The 22,189-nt window shown below is 47.2% G+C and carries 21 protein-coding genes; 4 read left to right on the plus strand and 17 right to left on the minus strand.

Translation table 11 applies throughout. The features are described 5' to 3' along the window. The first annotated feature begins 160 nt into the window (after window positions 1–160). Entirely contained in the window at window positions 161–1,009 is an 849-nt protein-coding gene (locus SHEWMR4_RS12575) for a D-hexose-6-phosphate mutarotase (RefSeq protein WP_011623147.1), read from the plus strand. A 45-nt stretch (window positions 1,010–1,054) separates the two neighbouring features. Here SHEWMR4_RS12575 and SHEWMR4_RS20815 read toward each other — a convergent pair. The 12 genes from SHEWMR4_RS20815 to yceD all read right to left on the minus strand — a co-directional run bounded on the left by SHEWMR4_RS20815 (window position 1,055) and on the right by yceD (window position 11,124). Next, window positions 1,055–2,283 (minus strand): IS3-like element ISShes2 family transposase gene (locus SHEWMR4_RS20815; protein WP_086022261.1). Its coding sequence is split into 2 segments (ribosomal slippage): window positions 1,055–1,932 and window positions 1,932–2,283, totalling 1,230 coding nucleotides; the frame shifts between segments, so codons are not numbered across the junction. Window positions 2,284–2,404: 121 nt separating this feature from the next. Then, entirely contained in the window at window positions 2,405–3,280 is an 876-nt protein-coding gene (locus SHEWMR4_RS12590; protein ID WP_011623148.1) for an NAD(P)-dependent oxidoreductase, read from the minus strand. A gap of 342 nt (window positions 3,281–3,622) precedes the next feature. Next, on the minus strand, window positions 3,623–4,102 hold the full coding sequence (locus SHEWMR4_RS12595; protein ID WP_011623149.1) for an acyl-CoA thioesterase: 480 nt from the start codon (window positions 4,100–4,102) through the stop codon (window positions 3,623–3,625). A 116-nt stretch (window positions 4,103–4,218) separates the two neighbouring features. Beyond that, entirely contained in the window at window positions 4,219–4,587 is a 369-nt protein-coding gene (locus SHEWMR4_RS12600; protein WP_011623150.1) for a hypothetical protein, read from the minus strand. A 179-nt stretch (window positions 4,588–4,766) separates the two neighbouring features. Further along, window positions 4,767–6,005 (minus strand): beta-ketoacyl-ACP synthase II, encoded by a 1,239-nt coding sequence (gene fabF, locus SHEWMR4_RS12605; RefSeq protein ID WP_011623151.1) that lies wholly within the window; start codon window positions 6,003–6,005, stop codon window positions 4,767–4,769. Window positions 6,006–6,214: 209 nt separating this feature from the next. Beyond that, complete coding sequence (acpP, locus tag SHEWMR4_RS12610) at window positions 6,215–6,448, minus strand: acyl carrier protein (protein ID WP_006081231.1); 234 nt, start codon at window positions 6,446–6,448, stop codon at window positions 6,215–6,217. A gap of 163 nt (window positions 6,449–6,611) precedes the next feature. Then, window positions 6,612–7,346 carry a 3-oxoacyl-ACP reductase FabG gene (gene fabG, locus SHEWMR4_RS12615; RefSeq protein WP_197062292.1) on the minus strand — a complete coding sequence of 245 codons (735 nt, stop codon included), beginning with the start codon at window positions 7,344–7,346 and terminating at the stop codon, window positions 6,612–6,614. 21 nt (window positions 7,347–7,367) lie between these two features. Next, window positions 7,368–8,294: an ACP S-malonyltransferase gene (fabD, locus tag SHEWMR4_RS12620; RefSeq protein WP_011623153.1), complete on the minus strand. Its 927-nt coding sequence runs from the start codon at window positions 8,292–8,294 to the stop codon at window positions 7,368–7,370. A 104-nt stretch (window positions 8,295–8,398) separates the two neighbouring features. Beyond that, complete coding sequence (locus SHEWMR4_RS12625) at window positions 8,399–9,358, minus strand: beta-ketoacyl-ACP synthase III (RefSeq protein ID WP_011623154.1); 960 nt, start codon at window positions 9,356–9,358, stop codon at window positions 8,399–8,401. A 9-nt stretch (window positions 9,359–9,367) separates the two neighbouring features. Further along, on the minus strand, window positions 9,368–10,396 hold the full coding sequence (gene plsX / locus SHEWMR4_RS12630) for a phosphate acyltransferase PlsX (protein WP_011623155.1): 1,029 nt from the start codon (window positions 10,394–10,396) through the stop codon (window positions 9,368–9,370). Between the two features lie 15 nt (window positions 10,397–10,411). Continuing rightward, entirely contained in the window at window positions 10,412–10,582 is a 171-nt protein-coding gene (gene rpmF / locus SHEWMR4_RS12635; protein WP_011072715.1) for a 50S ribosomal protein L32, read from the minus strand. Window positions 10,583–10,599: 17 nt separating this feature from the next. Beyond that, on the minus strand, window positions 10,600–11,124 hold the full coding sequence (gene yceD, locus SHEWMR4_RS12640) for a 23S rRNA accumulation protein YceD (RefSeq protein ID WP_011623156.1): 525 nt from the start codon (window positions 11,122–11,124) through the stop codon (window positions 10,600–10,602). A 284-nt stretch (window positions 11,125–11,408) separates the two neighbouring features. On the opposite strand from yceD, the gene SHEWMR4_RS12645 reads away from it, so the two are divergent. Then, window positions 11,409–11,996, plus strand: a complete 588-nt coding sequence (locus SHEWMR4_RS12645; RefSeq protein WP_041408796.1) for a Maf family protein — start codon at window positions 11,409–11,411, stop codon at window positions 11,994–11,996. 161 nt (window positions 11,997–12,157) lie between these two features. Here the strand turns inward: SHEWMR4_RS12645 and SHEWMR4_RS12650 are convergent, their stop codons facing one another. Then, complete coding sequence (locus tag SHEWMR4_RS12650) at window positions 12,158–12,904, minus strand: HAD-IA family hydrolase (RefSeq protein ID WP_011623158.1); 747 nt, start codon at window positions 12,902–12,904, stop codon at window positions 12,158–12,160. 40 nt (window positions 12,905–12,944) lie between these two features. Further along, on the minus strand, window positions 12,945–13,904 hold the full coding sequence (gene rluC, locus SHEWMR4_RS12655) for a 23S rRNA pseudouridine(955/2504/2580) synthase RluC (RefSeq protein ID WP_041408797.1): 960 nt from the start codon (window positions 13,902–13,904) through the stop codon (window positions 12,945–12,947). 595 nt (window positions 13,905–14,499) lie between these two features. Here rluC and rne point away from each other — a divergent pair. Together rne and SHEWMR4_RS12665 are read left to right on the plus strand one after the other, a co-directional pair. After that, entirely contained in the window at window positions 14,500–17,781 is a 3,282-nt protein-coding gene (rne, locus tag SHEWMR4_RS12660; protein ID WP_011623160.1) for a ribonuclease E, read from the plus strand. 144 nt (window positions 17,782–17,925) lie between these two features. Next, window positions 17,926–19,485 (plus strand): SulP family inorganic anion transporter, encoded by a 1,560-nt coding sequence (locus SHEWMR4_RS12665; RefSeq protein ID WP_041408799.1) that lies wholly within the window; start codon window positions 17,926–17,928, stop codon window positions 19,483–19,485. A 481-nt stretch (window positions 19,486–19,966) separates the two neighbouring features. Here the strand turns inward: SHEWMR4_RS12665 and SHEWMR4_RS12670 are convergent, their stop codons facing one another. The 3 genes from SHEWMR4_RS12670 to SHEWMR4_RS12680 all read right to left on the minus strand — a co-directional run bounded on the left by SHEWMR4_RS12670 (window position 19,967) and on the right by SHEWMR4_RS12680 (window position 22,137). After that, window positions 19,967–20,176, minus strand: a complete 210-nt coding sequence (locus SHEWMR4_RS12670; RefSeq protein ID WP_011072720.1) for a cold-shock protein — start codon at window positions 20,174–20,176, stop codon at window positions 19,967–19,969. Between the two features lie 306 nt (window positions 20,177–20,482). Continuing rightward, the gene (rlmA, locus tag SHEWMR4_RS12675; protein ID WP_011623162.1) at window positions 20,483–21,298 is read right to left on the minus strand and encodes a 23S rRNA (guanine(745)-N(1))-methyltransferase; all 816 of its coding nucleotides are present in this window, start codon (window positions 21,296–21,298) and stop codon (window positions 20,483–20,485) included. A 32-nt stretch (window positions 21,299–21,330) separates the two neighbouring features. Beyond that, window positions 21,331–22,137 (minus strand): hypothetical protein, encoded by an 807-nt coding sequence (locus tag SHEWMR4_RS12680; protein WP_011623163.1) that lies wholly within the window; start codon window positions 22,135–22,137, stop codon window positions 21,331–21,333. Window positions 22,138–22,189: the final 52 nt, after the last annotated feature.

The raw sequence follows: 22,189 nt of genomic DNA on the forward strand, positions 1-22,189 counted from the left end.
GAAAAAGGAAGCATCTGAGACTCTGTGCAGTACTTTTGTTTACACAATCGAACAGCGAAACCGTAAATTGATCGCAACAAAGGCTTATGCTCAAGTGCAAAAGTTTGTAAGCTAAGTGTCTGTATTGCTGATACGTCATCAGGTTGAGGATATTGTTACTATGGGTTCTGTTACCACCAAAAAACACGCAAACGGGCTCGATTATGTCGAAGTAAACACTGCGTTATGCCAAGCAAGGATTTTTTTACAGGGCGCGCAAATCGACCATTTTCAACCCGTAGGTAAGCCGCCCTTGTTATGGGTGTCTTCGGCGGATGACTATCAACCCGGTAATGGGATCCGTGGCGGTGTACCCGTCTGCTGGCCTTGGTTTGGCATGAGCAATCAAGCTAATTTTCCACAACATGGTTTTGCCCGTACCCGAATTTGGACACTCGAGTCGGTTGAGATGCGTAATCAATTGGTGGATTTACGTTTCAGTTTAACGATCAGCGAAGAAGACAAGGTCTTTTGGCCGCATCATACCCAAGTCAACGTCCTCTTTACCTTAGGTGAAACCTTAAGTATCAGCTTAGTTAACATTAACCTTGGCGATGTGCCCGTTACGCTCACCCAAGCACTACACAGCTATTTTCCGATTGAAGATATTCACCAGCTTAAGGCCACTGGTTTTAGTGGCGCTCAATATATTGAGTTTGCCGAAGGGCCTTTTCCGCAAACGACAGATGATGTGCTATTTGACCGCGAAACCGACCGCGTTTACACCAACCTAGGTCCAGTTCAACACTTACATACGCCCAAAGGTGTGATTGAAGTGAGCCGCGAAAATAGCCACTCGGCCGTACTGTGGAACCCTTGGATTGAAAAATCGACTCGCCTTGCTCGCTTTAATGACGATGACTATCTGACCATGGTGTGTCTCGAAGCCGCCAATGTGCTTGAAGATAAATTAACGCTGGCTCCCGGCGAGAGTCACAGTTTAGTTACCCATATTCGCTGGGCAGACTAATCCGTCTTTATCCCCCTGTCCCGTCCTAAGATAGGTTGACAGTTTTTAGGCCAGCTCCAGTAGCTGGCCTTTTCTATTGTGCACCTGATTAGGGGTTGCCATATTCAAACTCAGATGCGGTCTCATATCGTTGTATATTGCTATCGATTCTCTAACAAGTATCTTCAGCTCCGCAAATGTCCTACATCGGTGCAGTAAAAACTCCTGCTTCAGTATGCCATTCACTCTTTCTGCTAATGCATTTTGGTAGCAATCATAACCATCCGTCATTGATGGCTGGATTTGGCTCGCCTGAAGCGCATTCTGATAAACTGCTGAGCAGTATTGTAAGCCTCTGTCTGAGTGATGCACTGCGTTGCCGATATAGCGTTTATCTTTTATGGCCATTTTTAACGCTTTCACCACACTCTCGGCTTTCATGTCTTTACTCACGTGATGACCGACTATCTTACGAGAACTGGCATCGGTGACCAGTGACAGGTAGTGCACACCTTGGTCTGACTCAAGATAGGTGATATCACTGACCAGTACATGCCCTGCATCATGCAGTCCTTCCTCTTTCAGCAGATTAGGATGCTTCTTCATCCAGTGTTTGCTGAACGTGGTTTTTGTGTAGCTTTTCTTCGATTTAACCAGTAAACCTTCACTTCTCAAATAGGTAAAGAACCCATCTCGCCCGAGTTTAATATCGTGCTCAACCAGCCTGGATTTTATCAACGTGTAGAGCTTACGGGCCCCTAACCTTGGCATATATTTACGCCAGTACTGGACCCAGTCTTGGATGACCGATAGCTCAGCTCTACGACTTTCCATTCGAGCAACTGCCTGATAAATACCTTGCCTCGACATACCCGCAGCACGACATGCGGCAGCGAGGTTTATTTCGCCGTTGCTTTTTGCTTGCCAGACGTACCGGATAAGTACTTTTTTCTGAGGCCTGCTCCATATTCATTGTCCATGATATCAACCATACCATTGAGGATTTTGTTACGCAGTTTCTCTTCTGCTAACTCACGTTCAAGGCGCTTGATAGTTTCGGCAGGGGTTTCTTTTGACTTAGGCATAAGGGGATGCTGAAAAGGTTTCGACCAATCGAGTCTACCATGTTTTCTAAGCCAAACGAGTACCGTTGAACGGCCTTGAATACCAAAACGGGCTTGGGCTTGTTTGTACGTCATTTCGCCTTTTTCAACACGCTCTACAACGCCTAATTTAAAGGCTAAGGTGTAATCTCGTTGTGTGCGCTTACGGCTTGAGTTAATTGATGTTGTCATAAAGAAGTCCTCTTTATGTCAACGTATTTCAGGACTAGACACCCATCAATGCAAAAGCCCAGAGCATGACTGGGCTTTTTTATGCCATCAAACTTATGATGGCCATCTATTAGGCAACAACCTACTTAGTGCTTTTCTCTAAACGCGCTAACAAGCTAGAAGTATCCCAACGATTACCGCCCATGGCTTGAACTTCAGAATAAAACTGATCCACTAGCGCGGTTAAGGGTAAGTGCGAACCATTGCGGCGAGCTTCTTCTAGGGCAATGCCTAAATCTTTACGCATCCAATCGACGGCAAAACCAAAATCATAGTTTTGGCCCCACATGGTTTTGTAGCGATTTTCCATCTGCCAGCTTTGCGCCGCGCCTTTACTGATCACCTCAACCACTTTTTCACCGTCAAGACCAGCCTTACGGGCAAATTGCAGTGCTTCGGCAAGGCCTTGAACCACACCAGCGATACAAATTTGGTTGACCATCTTAGTGAGTTGGCCAGCACCAACCTCACCTAAACGCTCTGCGCAGCGAGCAAACGCTTCGATAACGGGCTTTACACGCTCGAATACGGCTTGATCGCCCCCAACCATCACGGTCAGTACGCCATTTTCGGCGCCAGCTTGGCCACCCGATACAGGCGCATCGAGAAAATCGACGCCTTTTTCGGCCAGCACTTTATGTAATTCACGGGCCACATCGGCAGAAGCCGTCGTATGGTCAACCAATACAGTGCCGGGTGCCATTCCATGGACCACACCATCATTGCCTAATACCACTTCACGCAAGTCGTTATCGTTGCCTACACAGGTAAAAACAATATCTTGGCCAATAGCCGCTTCTTTAGGCGTTGGGCAGCAACGACCGCCGTAGTTCTCGACCCAAGTTTGTGCCTTAGCAAAAGTACGGTTATACACAGTAACCTCATGGCCCTTGTTGAGTAAGTGTCTTGCCATGGGGTAACCCATTACGCCTAAACCAATAAATGCGACTTTTGCCATGAGGAATTCCTTTAATTGATAAACAAGGTGAAACGTTTTACACCACACATTTGCCCTGCGTTCATTAACATCGCTAAATTGACAATACTGAATTGACAACAATGGACTAACGACACGCAGAACGCGCGCTTATGTTACTCCGAGAAAGACCCGACCTAAACTAAAAAAATGCGAGCAAGTGTTTCAACTTAAAGGGTCAATCCGTAGCAGAAAACGCTGGCGGCAGTGTAGCACTCGCTTAGGCAAGCGTCAGAGTAAAAATGCCCTCGACAGCAAACGCAGTGTTCGACAGAAACAACAAAGGCGCACACTGGCGCCTTTGCTTTTTATCACGAACCAAAATCACTTTTGCACGTGGGCTTCCATTTCAGCGCCAATTTTCTTGCGCATTTCCATTAAGCGCAGCGCAGAATCACGCAGATGAATATCATGCTCAGTCTGCGGCACCCATTCAGGCACGGGTGTCGGTTGTCCGTTTTCATCCACGGCAACCATGATAACGATACAATGAGTCGTGAGATGGCGCTCAGAGACCTTGGGATCCCCTGCCCGCACATCAATCCCGATATGCATCGAGGTCTTGCCGGTATAAATCACCTTAGCGCTGACTTCGACAATATTGCCCACGAGGATCGGTTGTACAAATCGGATCCCCCCCGCATAGGCGGTAATACAATATTTACCACTCCAACCCGCAGCGCAGGCATAGGCCGCAAGGTCAATCCATTTCATCACAGCGCCACCGTGAACCTTACCACCAAAATTCACATCCGCAGGCTCAGACAAAAATCTCAGGGTAATTTGTCTATCGATACCAGCCATATAACCTCAACTTATTCAGCCTCTGTGGCTCAATGATTTTGCAATAAGTTGAGTTTACGATAGAAATGGTCAATAGCGTAAAGATAATTGCGATTGTCTTCGTGAAGATAACCGATTTAGCCAAAGTAGCTTATCAGCCCACAGGAGAGTAATAATCCCGGCAACGCTAAGCGATACAACCACAGCTGTAATTGGCTGCTGACAAAGCGAGTCCCCTTACCAAAGGTATAAAGCCCAAGTCCAAATAGAAACAACCCAATCACTTCAAATCCCGACGATAAATGGTTGTTACCACCGACGCTGATGGCAGTCACCAATAAGGCGAACCACACCAGCACATATGCCGCAATCGCAAAGGTGAAGGTCTTCATGCCGATATCCATATTAGGATGCCAAGCTTTAGATTCACCACGAATTAATTCGGTTAAATTAGCGGTTACCGCCCCAACGATAGGCACAAGCGGGATCACCAGAGGGTTTAGCATGACAAGCTTCCTTTTAAATAGAATATGCCTGTCATTATCGGCGCCAAGTAAGATTAAACAAGTAGGATGAACAAAGGTTAACCCTTAGGATATCAGCATGTTAGAAAGTGATATCCGGCACAATTCGAGCATAAAAAAATGCGCCCATAGGCGCATTTTTTTATCGATCTTATCGCTGTTTAGACTTTCTTAAACAGCAATGAACCGTTAGTGCCACCAAAACCGAAGGAGTTACACAGAGCATACTCTAACTTCACATCGCGGGCAGTGTGTGCCACGAAGTCTAAATCACAACCTTCGTCTGGATTATCGAGGTTGATGGTCGGCGGTACGGCTTGATCGCGCAGCGCAAGCAAAGTGAAAATCGCTTCAACCGCACCCGCAGCGCCCAGCAAGTGACCCGTCATAGACTTAGTCGAACTAACTAGCAGATTATAAGCGTGGTCGCCAAATACTGATTTCACCGCTGCTGCTTCGGCTTTATCGCCCGCTGGCGTTGAAGTACCGTGCGCATTGATATAACCAATTTTTTCAAATGGCAGCTTGGCATCATTCACCGCATTAACCATAGCCGCCGCAGCGCCCGCACCATCGCTTGGTGGCGATGTCATGTGGAACGCATCACCGCTCATACCAAAGCCAACAAGTTCGCCATAAATGGTCGCACCGCGCGCCTTAGCATGCTCGTATTCTTCCATCACCATCACACCCGCGCCATCACCGATGACGAAACCATCACGGTCTTTGTCCCACGGACGGCTAGCCGCCGTTGGGTCATCGTTACGGGTTGACAGCGCTTTAGCTGCGCCAAAACCACCTACGCCTAATGGACAAGTCACATCTTCGGCGCCGCCGGCGATCATCACATCGGCATCGCCATAGGCAATGGTGCGCGCCGCAAAACCGATGTTGTGCACACCAGTAGTACAAGCGGTCGTGACGGCAAAGTTAGGGCCAGTCATACCGTACATAATCGATAAATGGCCGGCGATCATGTTGATGATGGTACTTGGCACGAAGAAAGGTGAAATTTTACGAGGGCCACCACTTAATAACGCGCTATGGTTTTGTTCAATCAACCACATGCCCCCCATGCCCGCACCAATAGCGGTACCGACGCGGCCTGGGTTTACTTTGCTCATATCCAGACCCGAGTCTTGGATAGCTTGGATGCCCGCAGCCATACCATATTGAATAAAGAGGTCCATTTTACGGGCGTCTTTTTTGGTTAAGTACTGCTCGACATCGAAATCTTTTACAGAACCACTGAAACGAGTGGTGAATTCGCTGGCATCAAATTTGGTTATAGGTGCAATACCACTCTTACCCGAAAGCAGGGCTTTCCAAGTAGTGTCGACAGTATTGCCCACGGGCGTTACTAACCCTAAACCGGTTACCACTACACGACGTTTAGACACGGCAGTCACCTTTTGAATGCTAAATAGATTAAGTTATGACAGACAAATGCGGTTCTATCATTAAAAAGTCTTCGCCAATCTGCGGCGAGCATCTCATGGACAAATGCAACACAGATTCCAGAGACGATTGAATGGCACTATTGCAGAATTAGGCGGGGGTAAAACAAAAACAGGCGGCATATTTGCCGCCTGTTCTCTAGAATTCAGAATTACTGATTCTTAGAAACGTAATCGATCGCTGCTTGAACAGTAGTGATCTTTTCAGCTTCTTCATCAGGGATCTCGGTATCAAACTCTTCTTCCAGAGCCATAACCAACTCAACAGTGTCCAGAGAATCTGCACCCAGATCGTCAACGAAAGATGCCGCTGGTTTAACGTCTTCTTCTTTAACGCCCAGTTGCTCTACAATGATTTTCTTTACACGTTCTTCGATGTTGCTCATTAGTTTTCTTTCCTATTCAAATTACGCACTTGCGTAAGATTGCGAGTAGTTTATTAGATTTGGCTGACAATGCAAGCTTAGTTTTCGTGGTCTAACCACGAAATTTAGCGACCAATTGATACAGATCACTACTCAGTTGCGACAGTATCCCTGCCATCCGCCCTTAAACCATGTACATTCCGCCATTCACATGCAAAGTCTCGCCTGTGATATAAGCGGCAGAATCCGACGCCAAAAAGAGCACTGCATTGGCAATTTCTTGCGCTTGCCCTAATCGTTCCATCGGAACCTGAGACATGATAGCTTTTTGCTGATCTTCGGTCAGCTCATCAGTCATATCGGTCTGGATAAATCCAGGAGCGATAGCATTAACTGTAATTTGACGAGATGCAACCTCTCTTGCAAGAGATTTTGTAAATCCGATTAAACCAGCCTTTGCTGCCGAGTAGTTAACTTGACCTGCATTGCCCATAGTGCCTACCACAGAACCGATATTGATGATCCGGCCAAAACGCTTTTTCATCATGGTACGCATTACAGGTTTTGATAGTCTGAACAATGATGTCAGGTTGGTATCGATGATATCGTTCCATTCATCATCTTTCATTCGCATCAGCAAGTTATCACGGGTGATACCCGCGTTGTTGACTAGAATATCAACATCACCCGCTTTTTCTTTGATCGAATCGAATAAATCGGTGACGGATTGACTATCGGTAACATTAAGCACTAAACCAAAACCTTTGTCACCCAGATATTCTTGAATTGCTGCGGCGCCCTTCTCACTTGTGGCAGTTCCTACCACAATCGCACCAGCTTCGACTAAGGTTTCGGCAATCGCACGGCCAATACCACGGCTCGCGCCTGTCACTAAGGCAACTTTGCCCGCTAAACTCAGATTGATACTCATACAAACTCCTTATTCAGTTAACGCGGCAAGGGATGCAACGTCATTAACTGCTTGGGCAGAAAGAGATTTATTAATGCGTTTCGCAAGACCTGTCAATACTTTACCAGGGCCACACTCAACTAACTGTGTAATACCTTTTTCGGCCATTAATTCAACAGTTTCGCTCCAGCGCACTGGGCAATAAAGTTGACGAACAAGCGCATCTTTAATGTCAGCGACCGCAGTGGGTGATGCGACATCCACGTTATTGATAACAGTGATGCTTGGCGCATTAAACTGCACATCGTTCAAAGCAAGGGCTAGTTTATCAGCCGCAGGTTTCATTAATGCGCAATGTGATGGCACGCTGACAGGCAGGGCAACCGCCATTTTGGCGCCCGCCGCTTTACAGGCAGCAGCTGCACGCTCAACCGCCTCTTTTTGACCGGCGATAACCACTTGACCTGGGCTGTTGAAGTTAACTGGGCTCACCACTTCGCCTTGGGCAGCTTCAATACACGCATTAGCAATACCGTCATTATCAAGACCGATAATCGCGTACATAGCGCCAGTACCCGCTGGCACGGCTTGCTGCATCAGTTGACCACGTAGCTCAACCAGTTTGATCGCATCTTTAAAGTCGATGACACCGGCACAAACTAATGCAGAATATTCGCCTAGGCTGTGACCCGCTAACATCGCAGGCATGGCTTTACCTGAAGCAACGTAAGCGCGCCAAATGGCCACACTTGCCGCTAATAAAGCAGGCTGGGTTTTATCGGTTTCATTTAAGGTTTCAACGGGGCCGTCTTGCACTAATGCCCACAGATCATACCCTAACACCTCACTCGCTTCGGCAAAGGTTTGTCCCACAATCGGCTGTGCACCAGCTAACTCGGCTAACATGCCTAGGGCCTGAGAACCTTGGCCTGGGAATACAAAAGCTACATTTTCCATATCAAATTACCTATGGCGAACTTAATTTATTGAACACTAAACCGTTATCTTGGACATCTAACCAAGATAACAGTAGTCAGGAATGTATTCGTATACAGATACGGTTAAAAACGGATGAGCGCACTGCCCCACGCAAAACCGGCACCGAAGGCTTCAAGCAGCAATAGCTGGCCACGTTGGATCCGGCCATCACGCACGGCTTCGTCTAAGGCAATCGGTACCGACGCCGCCGAGGTATTACCGTGTTTAGCAAGGGTTAACACCACTTTATCTAAGCTCATGTCGAGCTTTTTCGCCGTGGCATTAATAATGCGGAAGTTAGCCTGATGGGGAACCAACCAGTCGATTTCCGACTTATCGATATTATTCAGGCGCAATGTTTCAGTAACGACATGGGATAACTGAGTCACCGCCACTTTAAAGACGTCATTACCTTTCATGGTCATAAAGCCAAGTGCTTCAGAGGTTTCCCCCTGACGAGGTGGGAAGGCACACTTGAGTAAGTCACCTTGACGACCATCGGCATAAATATGGGTTGAAATAATCCCAGGCTCATCGGAAGCGCCGATAACCGCAGCACCTGCACCATCCCCAAACAGAATGATAGTAGTACGGTCTTCTGGCTCACACAGACGGGATAATACGTCAGCACCAATCACTAATACTTTTTTCGCGGTACCATTTTTAACGAATTGGTCCGCCACGGATAAGGCATACACAAAACCTGAACAAGCCGCCGCAATATCAAAGGCTGGAATGGTATGTACGCCGAGCATGGCTTGGATTTCGCAGGCCGCTGCAGGGAACGCATTTGCCGCACTGGTGGTGCCACAAATGATCATATCTAACTCTGATGCTTCTATGCCGGCCATTTCGAGCGCCTTTAATGCCGCCTGATAGCCCATAGTTGAGACAGTTTCGTCTTGCGCCGCGATGCGACGCTCTGAAATACCTGTACGTTCAACAATCCATTGGTCACTGGTTTCCACCATTTTTTCCAAATCTTGATTGCTACGCACCTGCACTGGCAGATAACTACCAGTTCCGAGAATTTTTGTATGCATAAGGAGGAATCAGTTATTTATATCTAAAAGAATCGACTCCAAACGATCTTTTATCATTTCGGGGAGTCGACGTTGCGCTTCAGTCACTGCCAAATTAATTGCTTGTAAATAGGCAGTTTCATCCGCATTTCCATGGCTCTTTACAACTATGCCGCGCAATCCTATCAGACTTGCACCATTATAGTGGTCGGGGTTCATCTGGCTGAGGACCGCCTGAATGCGTGGAGCGATGAGTTTTGCCAAAAAACGCACGAAGAAACCTTGGGTTAGGCCACGTTTTAACTGATGGACCAATAACTTGGCAATGCCTTCAGAGGTTTTGAGCGTGATGTTACCCACAAAACCATCACAAACGATCACATCCACATTTCCCGAGTAGATTTCATCACCCTCAATAAAGCCGGTGTAATTAATCTGATCGGTGTTTTGCAGTATTTGCGCCGCTTGTTGAACCTGATCGTTGCCTTTGATTTCTTCTGTGCCCACATTAAGGAGTGCGACTTTCGGGCGGGATTTTTTATCCACCGCTTCACACAGCACAGAGCCCATTACGGCAAATTGGAAAAGTGTTTCTGAATCGCAGGAGATATTGGCACCTAAGTCCAATAAATAAACCGGCTTTTGCGTGACCGAGGGTAAACAACTGACCAACGCAGGTCTGTCCACACCGGGCAAGGTTTTTAATAACACCTTGGCCATGGCCATTAAGGCACCCGTATTGCCCGCACTCACACACGCCGCTGCTCGTCCATCACGCACCAGTTCAATCGACAAGCGCATCGAACTATTCTTACGGGTACGCAAAGCGTGCACGGGTCTATCGGACATGCTCACCACTTCATCGGTGTGAATGACTTCAATACGTGAGAGTAACGGTTGTTCTGCTTGACGCAGATAGACATCAATTTCAGTCTTATCGCCGACTAAAATGATTTTAAGAGAAGAGTGAGATTTTAGTGCCCGCAAGGCTGCAGGCACCGTGACGTGGGGGCCATGATCGCCACCCATCGCATCTAACGCGAGCGTCAGACTCGTCATTAGGAAACCAACAAATTACTTGTTGATTACCTTTTTACCGCGATAGAAACCATCAGCAGTCACGTTGTGACGCATATGGACTTCACCGCTGGTAGCGTCAACAGACAGCTGAGCAGTGCTCAGTGCGTCATGTGAACGGCGCATACCGCGCTTAGAACGAGATTTTTTATTCTGTTGTACAGCCATTGGCCCTGTCTCCTAGATTACTTGCTCTTCAGTTTTTCTAACACTGCAAACGGATTTGGACGCTCCTCTTGAGCGGGTTCGATCTCGCCTACAACTATGTCCATTGACCCGATGTTGCAATCAGTTTCTTCATGCATCGGGATGATAGGCATAGCGACTATCAATTCATCTTCGATCAATTGATGCAGACGTACTTCGCCAATCTCATTGCACTCAATTGGGTCATACGCATCCGGGAGCTCATCGATTTCTGCCTTAGTCCGGCATGGACCGAAGCAAAACTCGACCGTAACCTCAGTGGTAAATAGCGTCATGCAACGTTGACAAACCAGAGTGAGCTCCGTCACAGCCTTCCCTTTCAGGTAGACTATCCCCTGCAAATCTACGCCACATTCAATCGACACTGCCACATCGGAACAGTCGCCGGCACATAACTCATTTAATCTTTTCAATTGCTGCCCTGGCACTATCCCCTCATAGGTAGAACGGCTCGAGGCGGCGCGAATAGGATCAATTGAAACCGGTATCTTTACTGTTTGCATAAGGCGCGCATATTATAGTTTGAAAACGCTAGAGTCAAAGAAAAATTTCTAACTTAAGTCCCAGTTTGTGACTTAAATGATTCTCTAGCCCCAACATTGAATTAACGGAAGCGAAATTTTACCCAAGCACGGGGCGGCGCACAAGCGCTAGCCGTCTAAAATAGCCGCACTCACCGAAAGAATCCCTAATTAGCGACTTAAAGTGGCGACTTCTGTTACCGCGACTTGCATTCCATCATCCCGATTGGTGACAATAGGTGCAGTTTTCTTACGGATTATTAACGATGACGCCCCAGTTAATCCTCGCTTCCACCTCTGTATTCCGGCAAGCACTATTACAAAAGTTAGGTTTAGCCTTTGGATCTTGCAATCCAGATATCGATGAAAGCCCAATGACAAATGAGTCCGCCCAAGACTTAGTGTTAAGGCTTGCCAAAGCCAAAGCCAAAGCTGGTGCAACTCATTTCCCACATGGATTAATCATTGGCTCTGATCAGGTCGCGGTCATTGATGGCAAGATCATCGGTAAACCATTAAATCGAGAGAATGCGATTAAGCAACTCAGCCAAGCTTCGGGTAAAGTCATTACCTTTTATACCGGCCTTGCGCTCTATGATGCCAAGACTGGAGAAGTGACGGCTCAGGTCGAACCTTTCACCGTGCATTTTCGTCAGCTGACTGCCGCGCAAATCGTCGCTTATGTCGATAAAGAGCAACCTTTTTATTGTGCGGGCAGCTTTAAGAGTGAAGGTTTAGGGATTGCCTTGTTTACTCGCTTAGAGGGCCGAGATCCTAACACCCTGATTGGGCTGCCCTTGATACTGTTAACTGAAATGCTGCTCAATCATGGAATCGATGTCTTAGCCGACTAGCGTGAAGTGGTTATTAAGGTGGCATGATGTAAGTTCGGATCGAGATGGGCAAGTAAGATAGTTGTGTTTCACATATCTTTGCCCAGATAACTCAAAAAGCACTTAGGTTTTTAGCGATTCAGCTCAGCATTCGTCATTAATCGGCGCTGATGAGTCAATCACTATAAATGCAGCAAGAGTTTTTCAGGGGAATCAATTAAGGCGATGGGATTGGCTTGCTGGAGCATTTCTTCACTATGAGCGCCGTAAGTGACACCCACACCGTCGATACCCGCATTCGCCGCCATGGTTAAATCCAACAAAGAGTCTCCAACCATCAAGGCTCGTTCAGGCGGAATACCTAACTCCTGCAGCAAACTTAAGATCATTTCTGGGTGAGGTTTACTCTGCGCCTCATCGGCGCAGCGAGAAGCAATAAAATAGTGACCTAAGCCGGATTGCTCCCACACGCGCACTAAGCCTGCTTTCGCCTTACCCGTCGCGACAGCAAGTTGATATCCTGCTGTTGATAATGATTCGAGTAGTTGGGGGGCTTGGTTAAAAATCGGCGTTGGCGTGGTATCAAGGTGCAAATACTGCGCCTTAAACTCGGCGCGCATCTTTATATAGCAATCATCGGTGCCAACAAGCGCTTGAGTTGCCCCCGCTTGTGCCGCCCTGCTTGCACATCCGTTAAGCGGCGGCACAGAAGTCAAACCTATGGGAAATAACACCTGTAACGCCTGCGTCATCGACAAGCCAATCACATTGCGAATATCCGCCTCAGCAGGCACTGGTAGCGCCAGCGCCCTAGCCATATTCTCAATGCAAACAATAATCTTGCCGATGGAATCCATTAACGTGCCATCCCAATCAAAAATCACTAAATCATATTTTCGTTGGGTTGAATGACTCTCTGACACTTTCATGCTCTCAGGTTTCTATGGGTAATAGGCGCAGAAGCAAAAACTAAGCGCGCTTTAACTTACTTAACAGTTGCTGCAAATTATCATCCAGTGGTGCAGAGACTCGCATCACCTCATCGTTTTCAGGATGAATAAACATCAATTCTGCCGCATGGAGAAACAGTCGACTCAGGCCAAGTGCGCGCATACTGTCATCAAACGTCTGCTCGCTGTATTTCTCATCGCAGGCGATGGGGTGTCCCATATATTGACAATGCACCCGAATCTGGTGGGTACGCCCAGTGACAGGACTCGCCTGAACCAGCGTACAGCCTTGATAACGCTGCACAATCTTAAAGCGAGTTTCAGAGGGTTTGCCCTCGCCATTAACTCGAACGATACGCTCGCCCGACTTAAGCGTTAATTTTAACAGCGGCTGTTTAACTACTTTATCCTGCGCCGACCACTCACCTTTGACTAAGGCCAAGTAATCTTTCTGCATCTTTTTTTGACGCAGTTGATCGTGCAGATGCTTAAGGGCACTGCGTTTTTTCGCCACCAGCAACACGCCCGAAGTGTCTTTATCGAGACGGTGAACCAGTTCTAAAAATTTCTGTTGTGGACGTAAGGAGCGCAGCGCTTCAATCACACCATAATCGACGCCACTGCCACCATGTACCGCAATGCCAGCAGGCTTATTCAAAACAATCAGATGATTGTCTTCGTGCAAAATTCGGTCTTCAAGCTGAGACACTTTGCTCAGATTAGCAGAAGGCGCAGTACGATTATCCTGCTCAGCCATTCTGACGGGAGGCACGCGTACCACATCACCGATTTGTAATTTGTACTCTGGCTTAATGCGTTTTTTATTCACCCGTACTTCGCCCTTACGGACGATACGGTAAATCATGCTCTTAGGAACACCCTTTAGCACTGTGATTAAAAAATTGTCGATTCGTTGGTCGAGGTGGTCTTCGTCAATCGTGATCAACTGCACCTGTAGCTGTGGAGATTCTGTATTCATGATGTGCCATCTACTTATAACGACGGCCATTGTACAACAGTTAAGAAGAATTGTGCCTTTCCATTGCTGAATTTTTTGATTATTGCTATATTTCACCAGCGATTAGGGATAAGCCGTGAATAAAGTGTTCACAAGGTCCCAGTCCCAAGTGAAAAGCTTTATAGATTAAAAAAGATTTTCTTGATAGCAACTCATTGATTTGCAAATCGTATACTGAGTAAAAATACCACAAATGCGTTTTTTACGATTAAATCGAGAATCTAACCTTACTTTGACTAGGTTTATCTAAAGTTTTTCTCACCGATTTCGAAATATATTTTAACTTGTCGTCAGACAAACCGATTCGACTTGGGCATTACCGGAACGAAATGAAAGAATTTATGGGGTTGGTTGATGTTTTACAACGAATTCCTTGTTTTTGTAATCATTAAAAAATAAGCCATAAATAGGATGCGACACGCAGCGACTGCGTCTAACAGTAATGCGCACCTTGCCTAGCCACCAGCCGTGAGGCTTCGTTGACCTACTGCTAGGCCCGTAATGCAGCGAAACGCGATTGTTTGATGACCTCCATTTAAAGAAGAATGACGTCATCATGAAACGTATGTTAATCAATGCAACTCAATCAGAAGAGTTGCGTGTTGCCCTCGTTGACGGGCAACAACTGTACGATCTGGATATTGAAAGTCCTGGTCACGAGCAAAAAAAATCCAACATTTACAAGGGTAAAATCACCCGCGTAGAACCCTCTTTAGAAGCCGCTTTCGTTGACTATGGTGCCGAGCGCCACGGCTTCTTACCGCTAAAAGAAATCGCCAGAGAGTACTTCCCTAAAGGTTATTCTTTCCAAGGTCGCCCAAACATCAAAGAAGTGGTCAGTGAAGGACAAGAAGTTATTGTTCAAATTGACAAAGAAGAGCGCGGCAACAAAGGTGCTGCACTGACGACCTTTATCAGCCTTGCAGGTTCTTACTTAGTCCTGATGCCAAACAACCCTCGTGCTGGCGGTATTTCTCGCCGTATCGAAGGTGATGAGCGCACCGAATTAAAAGAGGCCATGGCCGATTTAGAAGTGCCCGCAGGTATGGGACTTATCGTGCGTACCGCGGGTGTTGGCAAAGAATCGACTGAACTGAAGTGGGACTTAAAAGTTCTACAACACCACTGGGCTGCCATTACCGAAGCCGCACAAAGTAAAGCCGCTCCTTTCTTAATTCACCAAGAAAGTAACGTCATTGTACGTGCAATTCGTGATTATCTGCGCCGTGATGTGGGCGAGATCCTCATCGACCACCCTCGCATTTTTGAAGAAGCCAAGCAGCATATCGCACTGGTACGCCCTGATTTCGTCGAGCGCGTAAAACTCTACGAAGCCGAAGTGCCATTGTTCACTCACTTCCAAATCGAGTCGCAAATCGAATCGGCATTCCAACGTGAAGTGCGCCTGCCATCGGGTGGTTCGATTGTTATCGACCCAACTGAAGCATTAACCTCAATCGATATCAACTCTGCCCGCGCAACGAAGGGCGGCGATATTGAAGAAACCGCATTAAATACCAACCTTGAAGCCGCCGATGAGATTGCCCGTCAATTGCGTCTGCGAGACTTAGGTGGTCTGGTCGTGATCGACTTTATCGATATGACGCCAGTGCGCCATCAACGTGAAGTAGAAAACCGCCTGCGTGATGCCGTGCACCATGACCGTGCCCGCGTACAATTAGGCCGCATTTCTCGCTTCGGTCTGATGGAAATGTCGCGTCAACGTCTGCGTCCATCCTTAGAAGAATCAGCTGCACATATCTGCCCTCGCTGTCATGGCCAAGGCACGATTCGTAGTACCGAATCTTTAGCGCTGTCGATTCTGCGTTTGATGGAAGAAGAAGCCATCAAGGAAAACACCTCACAAATCGAAGCCATCGTGCCTGTCGATGTGGCGGCCTTCCTGCTGAACGAAAAACGCAAAGCGATTCGTATCACTGAGCAACGCCATGATGTAGAAGTCTATGTGATCCCAGATCCGCACATGATGACTCCTGATTATCGCGTTATTCGTCACCGCACTGACGATGAAATCGATGAATCCAGCTACAAGCGCATCGAACAGCCAGAAGCTAAGTTATACGAACCCCGTAAACTGGAACGCACTGCTGCGCCAGCACCAGCCTTAAAAGGCTTCACCGCACCGCAGAAAGTCGAACAAGCCGCTGCACCTGTTGCCAACAAAGTGGAAGCAACCGAGCCAGGTTTCTTCAGCAAACTGTTCAGTGCCATTGGCGCCTTCTTCAGCTCAAGCGATAAACCTGCGGCAGAAAAGACCACAGAAACCAAAAAGTCTGACAGCCAAACGGCCAATGCGAACCGTCGTAATCGTCGTAATGACACTCGCCGCACTCGCAATAACCAAGATGCTGACAAAGCGAAAGAAGGCACCCGCGAGCCACGCACTCGCAATGCCAAGAAGTCGGCTGATGCACCTCAGGCTCAAGAGCGCCCAGCTCGTGAAAAAGATGAGAATGCAAAGCGCACTAAACCAGAGCCTAAGAGTCGTAATCAAGCACCAAAAGAAGTGGTAGCCGAGTCTCAAGACGACACACCAAAGCAAGAAGTGGCCCGTGAGCGTCGTCAGCGCCGTAACATGCGTCGTAAAGTACGCATCGATAACGCCAATGAAACGACCGAAGCGCCAATTCAAGAAGAAGTGGTATTAGCCGAAGTGGCCGCCGTTAATGCAGCCAATACTGACGTTGCAACTGAGCCACAAGCTGAGACGAAAGCACCTCGCTCACGTCGCCAGCCACGCAAAGATGCCGCTGTTGCCAATGAGACAGTAGAAGCGACTGACGCAGCAAGCCAAGTGGAAGCAAACGCTGAAGTTAGCGCTGAAAAGCCAGTGGTTGAAAACCGTGCTGAGGCCCCAGCTGACGTAACTGAAGTGAAGACCGAAGCCGAGACCGATGCGGATAACGCAGAACTCAGTGCCGATGCGGATGATAAAGCGAAACGCGAATCTCGCGATGGACAACGTCGTAGTCGCCGTAGCCCACGTCATTTAAGAGCGGCCGGTCAACGTCGTCGCCGTGATGAAGATGAGCAAGGCGTCTCTGCACCTGCACAATTCGTACCAAACGATGCACTCGGTGATGCTCAAGACTACCCTGCGCCAACCGCTCAAACTGCAGAAGCAGCTGAGACCACAGAAGCAAAAGCAACTGAAGTTGCCGCTGAACCGACTGTCACTTCTCCTGCAGCTGTAGTCGAAACGGCAGATGTCAGTGTGGTTGCTGAAACCAATAAAGCTGTTGAGACTGAAGTTGTTGAGTCAGTAGCTACCGAGCAAGTGGCCAAGCTTAAAGCTGAAGTTGCAGTAACAGAAGCTCCTGCTGACACTGCGGTAAATAACAAGCCAGAGACGAGCGTTAAGGCTGAAGACGTTGCTGTTGAGCCAGCTAAAGCGGTAGAAGCGGTTACAGAAGCCATTGTGACCCCAGCTGAAACTCCAGTTGCTCAAGCGAAAACAGAAACTGTCGCAGTTGAAGCTGTCGCGCCCGAAGTGGAAAAAGCCGAAGTGAAAGATGCCGTGAAATCAGTGGCCTCAGCTCCAATGGCAAAACCTGCGCCAATCGTTAAACCACAGGCGAAACCCGTTGTGACTCAAGCTGTCGCAGCCCCTGCAGCTGAAACCGTGGTGAGCAAACCCAAAGCCGCTAGCCGTTTTGGTTCAATGGTGTCATCAGAGATGACCAAGCCGACGGTAGAAGTCAGAACACAGGTAGAAGTGCCAAAAGGCCGCGAGTATGACAATACTGCCTCAGCCGAAGTCACTGCGCCTAAGCTGAAGCAAAGCAATAGCGCCGAATCGGATATGGCTCGTCCATAATCGCCAAGTTGTTGTTAAAAAGCCATGCACTTGCATGGCTTTTTTATTTTCAGCAAATTAAGCCATATTTAAGGTTTAGCTGAATAGGCTTTTTTGTTAGTATTCGCGGCTATTTTGCCAACACAAATGATTAACAGAGGTTTCATGTTCGATCTCTTTCGCCACAAAACATCTAGTCACAAAGCCGATATCCTCTCGGGTCTGACGGTCGCACTTGCACTTATTCCAGAAGCGGTAGCCTTTGCCTTTGTCGCCAATGTCGAACCTATGGTCGGCCTCTATGCCGCCTTTATAATGGGATTAGTTACCGCACTGATTGGCGGACGCCCAGGCATGATTTCTGGCGCGACGGGAGCGATGGCCGTAGTGATGGTGTCATTGGTAGTTGAACATGGCGTGCAATACTTATTTGCCGCTGTGGTGCTGGCAGGATTAATCCAAATCAGCGCTGGGGTCTTTAAACTGGGGAAGTTTATCCGCATTGTCCCCTATCCTGTGATGATAGGTTTTGTGAACGGCCTCGCCATTGTGATTTTCTTGGCTCAGCTCGGGCAATTTAAAGTCAAAAATGCCGCAGGGGAATTAGTCTGGCTACCGCAAGAGCCTTTGATGCTAACGCTAGGGCTAGTCGCACTGACTATGGCGATTATTTACTTTCTCCCCAAACTGACTACAGCTGTGCCCTCATCGTTAGTTGCGATTCTAAGCGTGACCGCCATCGTGGTCGGTTTTGACTTAGACACCCGAAATGTGTTGGATTTTCTTAAAACCATGAGTGGCGATGAGCATGCGACCATCGCAGGTTCACTTCCAAGCTTTGCGATCCCACAGGTGCCGTTTAACCTTGAGACGCTCTATATTATTCTACCCTATTCCTTTATTTTAGCCGCCGTCGGATTAATCGAATCCCTGTTAACCTTAACGGTTATCGATGAGATGACCAATACCCGCGGACGTAGCAATAAAGAATGTATAGGCCAAGGCGTGGGTAACATCACCAGCGGCTTTTTTGGAGCCATGGGCGGCTGCGCTATGATTGGTCAATCGATGATTAACATTAACTCAGGTGGACGTGGCAGATTATCCGGTATTACAGCGGCTATCGGTTTACTGACCTTTATCCTGTTTGGTGCATCTTTTATCGAAATTATTCCGCTTGCCGCTTTGGTTGGCGTGATGTTTATCGTGGTGCTCGGCACATTCGAATGGGCAAGCTTTAAGTTTATGGGCAAAGTGCCGAAACATGATGCTTTTGTCATTGTGCTCGTCACCACTGTGACCGTCTTTACCGATCTCGCCTTTGCCGTCTTTGTCGGTGTCGTGGTATCGGCGCTTGTGTTTGCATGGCAACATGCCAAACACATCAGCGTAAAAGTAACCTCAAATAGCCTTGGCTGGAAAGTCTATGAGCTGAACGGCCCACTCTTTTTTGGCTCAGTGGCCAGCTTCCTCGAACTCTTCGATGCCTCGCAGGATCCGCAGGATGTAGTGATCGATTTTAAGCATTCTCGCGTAGCCGATCACTCGGCGCTAGAAGCTATAGATACGCTTGCCGAACGTTATGTCGCACTAGGGAAAAAGCTGCATTTAGTGCATTTAAGTGCCGATTGTAAAGCCTTACTTCACAAAGCAGGCGATTTGGTTGAGGTCAATCTGCTTGACGATCCCCACTATAAAGTTGCGGACGATAAGCTCGACTCATAGATGAGCACTTTATCATTCCACAATAACCACTCACCCACGGTCTGAAGGCTAACTTCGCAGAAAGATCGTGGGTGAGTTGTTACACTTAAAACAGAATCTGATGTGTATCGACACCTGATAGCTTAACGTTCACACAAAAACCTATGCTAGGTAAGGATGAGCTAAACTGAGAAAGTAAGATATTGAGATATTGAGATATTGAGATGTTGAGATGTTGAGATGTTGAGATGTTGAGATGTTGAGATGTTGAGATGTTGAGATGTTGAGATGTTGAGATGTTGAGATGTTGAGATGTTGAGATGTTGAGATGTTGAGATGTTGAGATGTTGAGATGTTGAGAAAGAATACAGTCTAATCAACACTCTAGCATACAAAGCTATAACGTAGAAAAATTAAAAGCGACACAAATAAAAAGAGCCATGGAATAAACCACAGCTCTTAAATCCATTGCTATCAGCGCTTAGGCTAACAGCACTGAAAATTAACCGATTACGGTTACGTTTTCAGCTTGAGGACCTTTTTGACCTTGAGTCACAGTGAAAGACACTTTTTGACCTTCGTCAAGAGTTTTGAAACCGTCAGAGTTGATTGCACGGAAGTGAACGAATACGTCTGGACCAGATTCTTGCTCGATGAAACCAAAACCTTTGTCAGAGTTGAACCACTTAACTACACCAGTAACTTGAGACATGATATAAATCCTGTAAATAAAAAATTAAAGCCTTAACGGCGGTGGAGCTGGAAAATGCCGGTATTACTTATGTTTACAGGACGAACTGGTCGTATTGAACACATAAATATAAGCCCAACCTTCAAGCTAGTAAAACTATAAACCATTCTAAAGATAAGTCAACACACTGCGACACTTTGAAAAATTTATTTAAACCAAGCCAGTTTAAGGTTTTGCTACCGGCTCGCAGAACAGCATGTTCTTACGGCTTAAGCATCGACAGTTAAGCATTTTAAATACTTTATTTCAATAGCTTAAAATCAATCTCTAGACTGAAATGCGATGTACTTCAATCTGAAAATCTAATTCGCAGCTTAACCCACTTCGAGCAAATGCTTGCTTTTGTTCCGCAGAAAACTTCCAAGCATAGGGAGTCATTTCAAGAAAATGGCTAATATCTTCGCTGATATTTAGCTCAAGTTGTGACCTTAGCCGCTCTTGATGTAAGCAGTCGAAGCCTGCTATCTTTGCATCTGACACTGGATGTAATCTAGGTTCAGCATAAATTTGCTGTTTCAACGCAAAATGATGTAAAGGCCCAGGTGACACAGTGATCAGTATCCCGCCAGTCGCCATGATCCGCTGTAATTCTTCCACCTTTGATGGGGCATAAATGCGAATCGCTAAATCGATGCTGTTGGCTGGAATTGGCATTTCGTAGGCACTCGCCACACAAAAGCTTAAGCCAGGATAACGTTTGGCGGCATATTTTATTGCCGATTTAGAGATATCAACACCTTGTAATAGGCAAGGATGACCAGCTGCCAGAGTATCGTATAGACGATGGCTGTAATACCCCTCACCACAGCCGATATCTAGGATCCGCTGCGCCTCGCTGGCATACTCAAGTGCCAACGCATTCACTCTGTCACTTAAACTTTGATAGTAACCCGCATTTAAAAACTCCCTGCGAGCCAACATCATCTGCTGATTATCACCGGGATCTTTGGAATTTTTCTTCTGCACGGGGAGCAGATTCACATAACCTTCTTTGGCCATGTCGAACTTGTGTGCCTGCGGGCATCCCCAAGTTCGTTCAATCAAGGTGAGCGGCAAAGCACACAAAGGACATATATATTGCATTGGTTAACTCTTAAATGTTTGGAATGGCTAGCTTATGCCTCATCTTCCATTAGTCGCTCCACCATTTGCAGTAATTCAGGGGAGGCGAGTAGCTCAAAACATTCGAGCTTCCTTAAGGCTTTATCAATATTCAAACCGTCATTGGCGGCGCGACTAAAGTTTGGTCGCTCGAACATATGGGTATAAGTGCGGAACAGCCATTGTCGTTTTTGTTGCAGCAAGGGATCGAGTCGCACCGCCTCTTCGGCTAAACTGGCATGGCAGAGTCCTACTTCCCCCCGCAAAAACGCTTGCAGCTCAAGCCGGACTTGCTCGATCTCAGTCAAGCATACAGCAAGGGATTCGGCAGTGGCATTATAGTCATATTCCCGCGCTAAAATCGCTTTAGCCATCATTAGCACTTTGGGCTCGTGTAAACTCCGAACATCGGATTCGAGTGTGACTAACTCAAACTTAGACGCAGATTGTAGTGACAAAGCGACTCCGTCCGGCACATCCACTTTAATGGATATCCCTGTCCGCAGCTCTTGGGCACAAAATTTAGGTGCAGTCCCCAGACGAGGATAAAGCCGAACGCCCTGCCCCAGTTGCCGTAAACTAGATGTGGTAAAGCTTGCGGCATCAACCACAACTGCATTGAGCTTAAGTCCCAAAATAGGCTGGAAGCGGACGGCAATTTGCGGCTGTGGTGTTTCTGACACTACAATCAACTCGAGCAATGGTCCCCCCATCGCCTCAAGCACGATGAAATCGCTAATATTGCTGGGCAAGGTTAAAGTCAGCGTCGAGGCCTGCCCGACATCGAGTACCATAGGTTCATTAAGATATTGATGATGCATATGACTGATTCCCTGTTCAAGGGGGAATTGTAACTGTCAACCGAGGTAAAGA

It is taken from the genome of Shewanella sp. MR-4 (assembly GCF_000014685.1).
GTDB lineage: Bacteria > Pseudomonadota > Gammaproteobacteria > Enterobacterales > Shewanellaceae > Shewanella.

Bases quoted from the DNA above. Each gene is read 5' to 3' on its own strand.
- SHEWMR4_RS12575 (WP_011623147.1), top strand. From the start codon at position 161: ATGGGTTCTGTTACCACCAAAAAACACGCAAACGGGCTCGATTATGTC.
- SHEWMR4_RS12590 (WP_011623148.1), bottom strand. From the start codon at position 3,280: ATGGCAAAAGTCGCATTTATTGGTTTAGGCGTAATGGGTTACCCCATG.
- SHEWMR4_RS12595 (WP_011623149.1), bottom strand. From the start codon at position 4,102: ATGGCTGGTATCGATAGACAAATTACCCTGAGATTTTTGTCTGAGCCT.
- SHEWMR4_RS12600 (WP_011623150.1), bottom strand. From the start codon at position 4,587: ATGCTAAACCCTCTGGTGATCCCGCTTGTGCCTATCGTTGGGGCGGTA.
- acpP (WP_006081231.1), bottom strand. From the start codon at position 6,448: ATGAGCAACATCGAAGAACGTGTAAAGAAAATCATTGTAGAGCAACTG.
- fabD (WP_011623153.1), bottom strand. From the start codon at position 8,294: ATGGAAAATGTAGCTTTTGTATTCCCAGGCCAAGGTTCTCAGGCCCTA.
- SHEWMR4_RS12625 (WP_011623154.1), bottom strand. From the start codon at position 9,358: ATGCATACAAAAATTCTCGGAACTGGTAGTTATCTGCCAGTGCAGGTG.
- plsX (WP_011623155.1), bottom strand. From the start codon at position 10,396: ATGACGAGTCTGACGCTCGCGTTAGATGCGATGGGTGGCGATCATGGC.
- rpmF (WP_011072715.1), bottom strand. From the start codon at position 10,582: ATGGCTGTACAACAGAATAAAAAATCTCGTTCTAAGCGCGGTATGCGC.
- yceD (WP_011623156.1), bottom strand. From the start codon at position 11,124: ATGCAAACAGTAAAGATACCGGTTTCAATTGATCCTATTCGCGCCGCC.
- SHEWMR4_RS12645 (WP_041408796.1), top strand. From the start codon at position 11,409: ATGACGCCCCAGTTAATCCTCGCTTCCACCTCTGTATTCCGGCAAGCA.
- SHEWMR4_RS12650 (WP_011623158.1), bottom strand. From the start codon at position 12,904: ATGAAAGTGTCAGAGAGTCATTCAACCCAACGAAAATATGATTTAGTG.
- rluC (WP_041408797.1), bottom strand. From the start codon at position 13,904: ATGAATACAGAATCTCCACAGCTACAGGTGCAGTTGATCACGATTGAC.
- rne (WP_011623160.1), top strand. From the start codon at position 14,500: ATGAAACGTATGTTAATCAATGCAACTCAATCAGAAGAGTTGCGTGTT.
- SHEWMR4_RS12665 (WP_041408799.1), top strand. From the start codon at position 17,926: ATGTTCGATCTCTTTCGCCACAAAACATCTAGTCACAAAGCCGATATC.
- SHEWMR4_RS12670 (WP_011072720.1), bottom strand. From the start codon at position 20,176: ATGTCTCAAGTTACTGGTGTAGTTAAGTGGTTCAACTCTGACAAAGGT.
- rlmA (WP_011623162.1), bottom strand. From the start codon at position 21,298: ATGCAATATATATGTCCTTTGTGTGCTTTGCCGCTCACCTTGATTGAA.
- SHEWMR4_RS12680 (WP_011623163.1), bottom strand. From the start codon at position 22,137: ATGCATCATCAATATCTTAATGAACCTATGGTACTCGATGTCGGGCAG.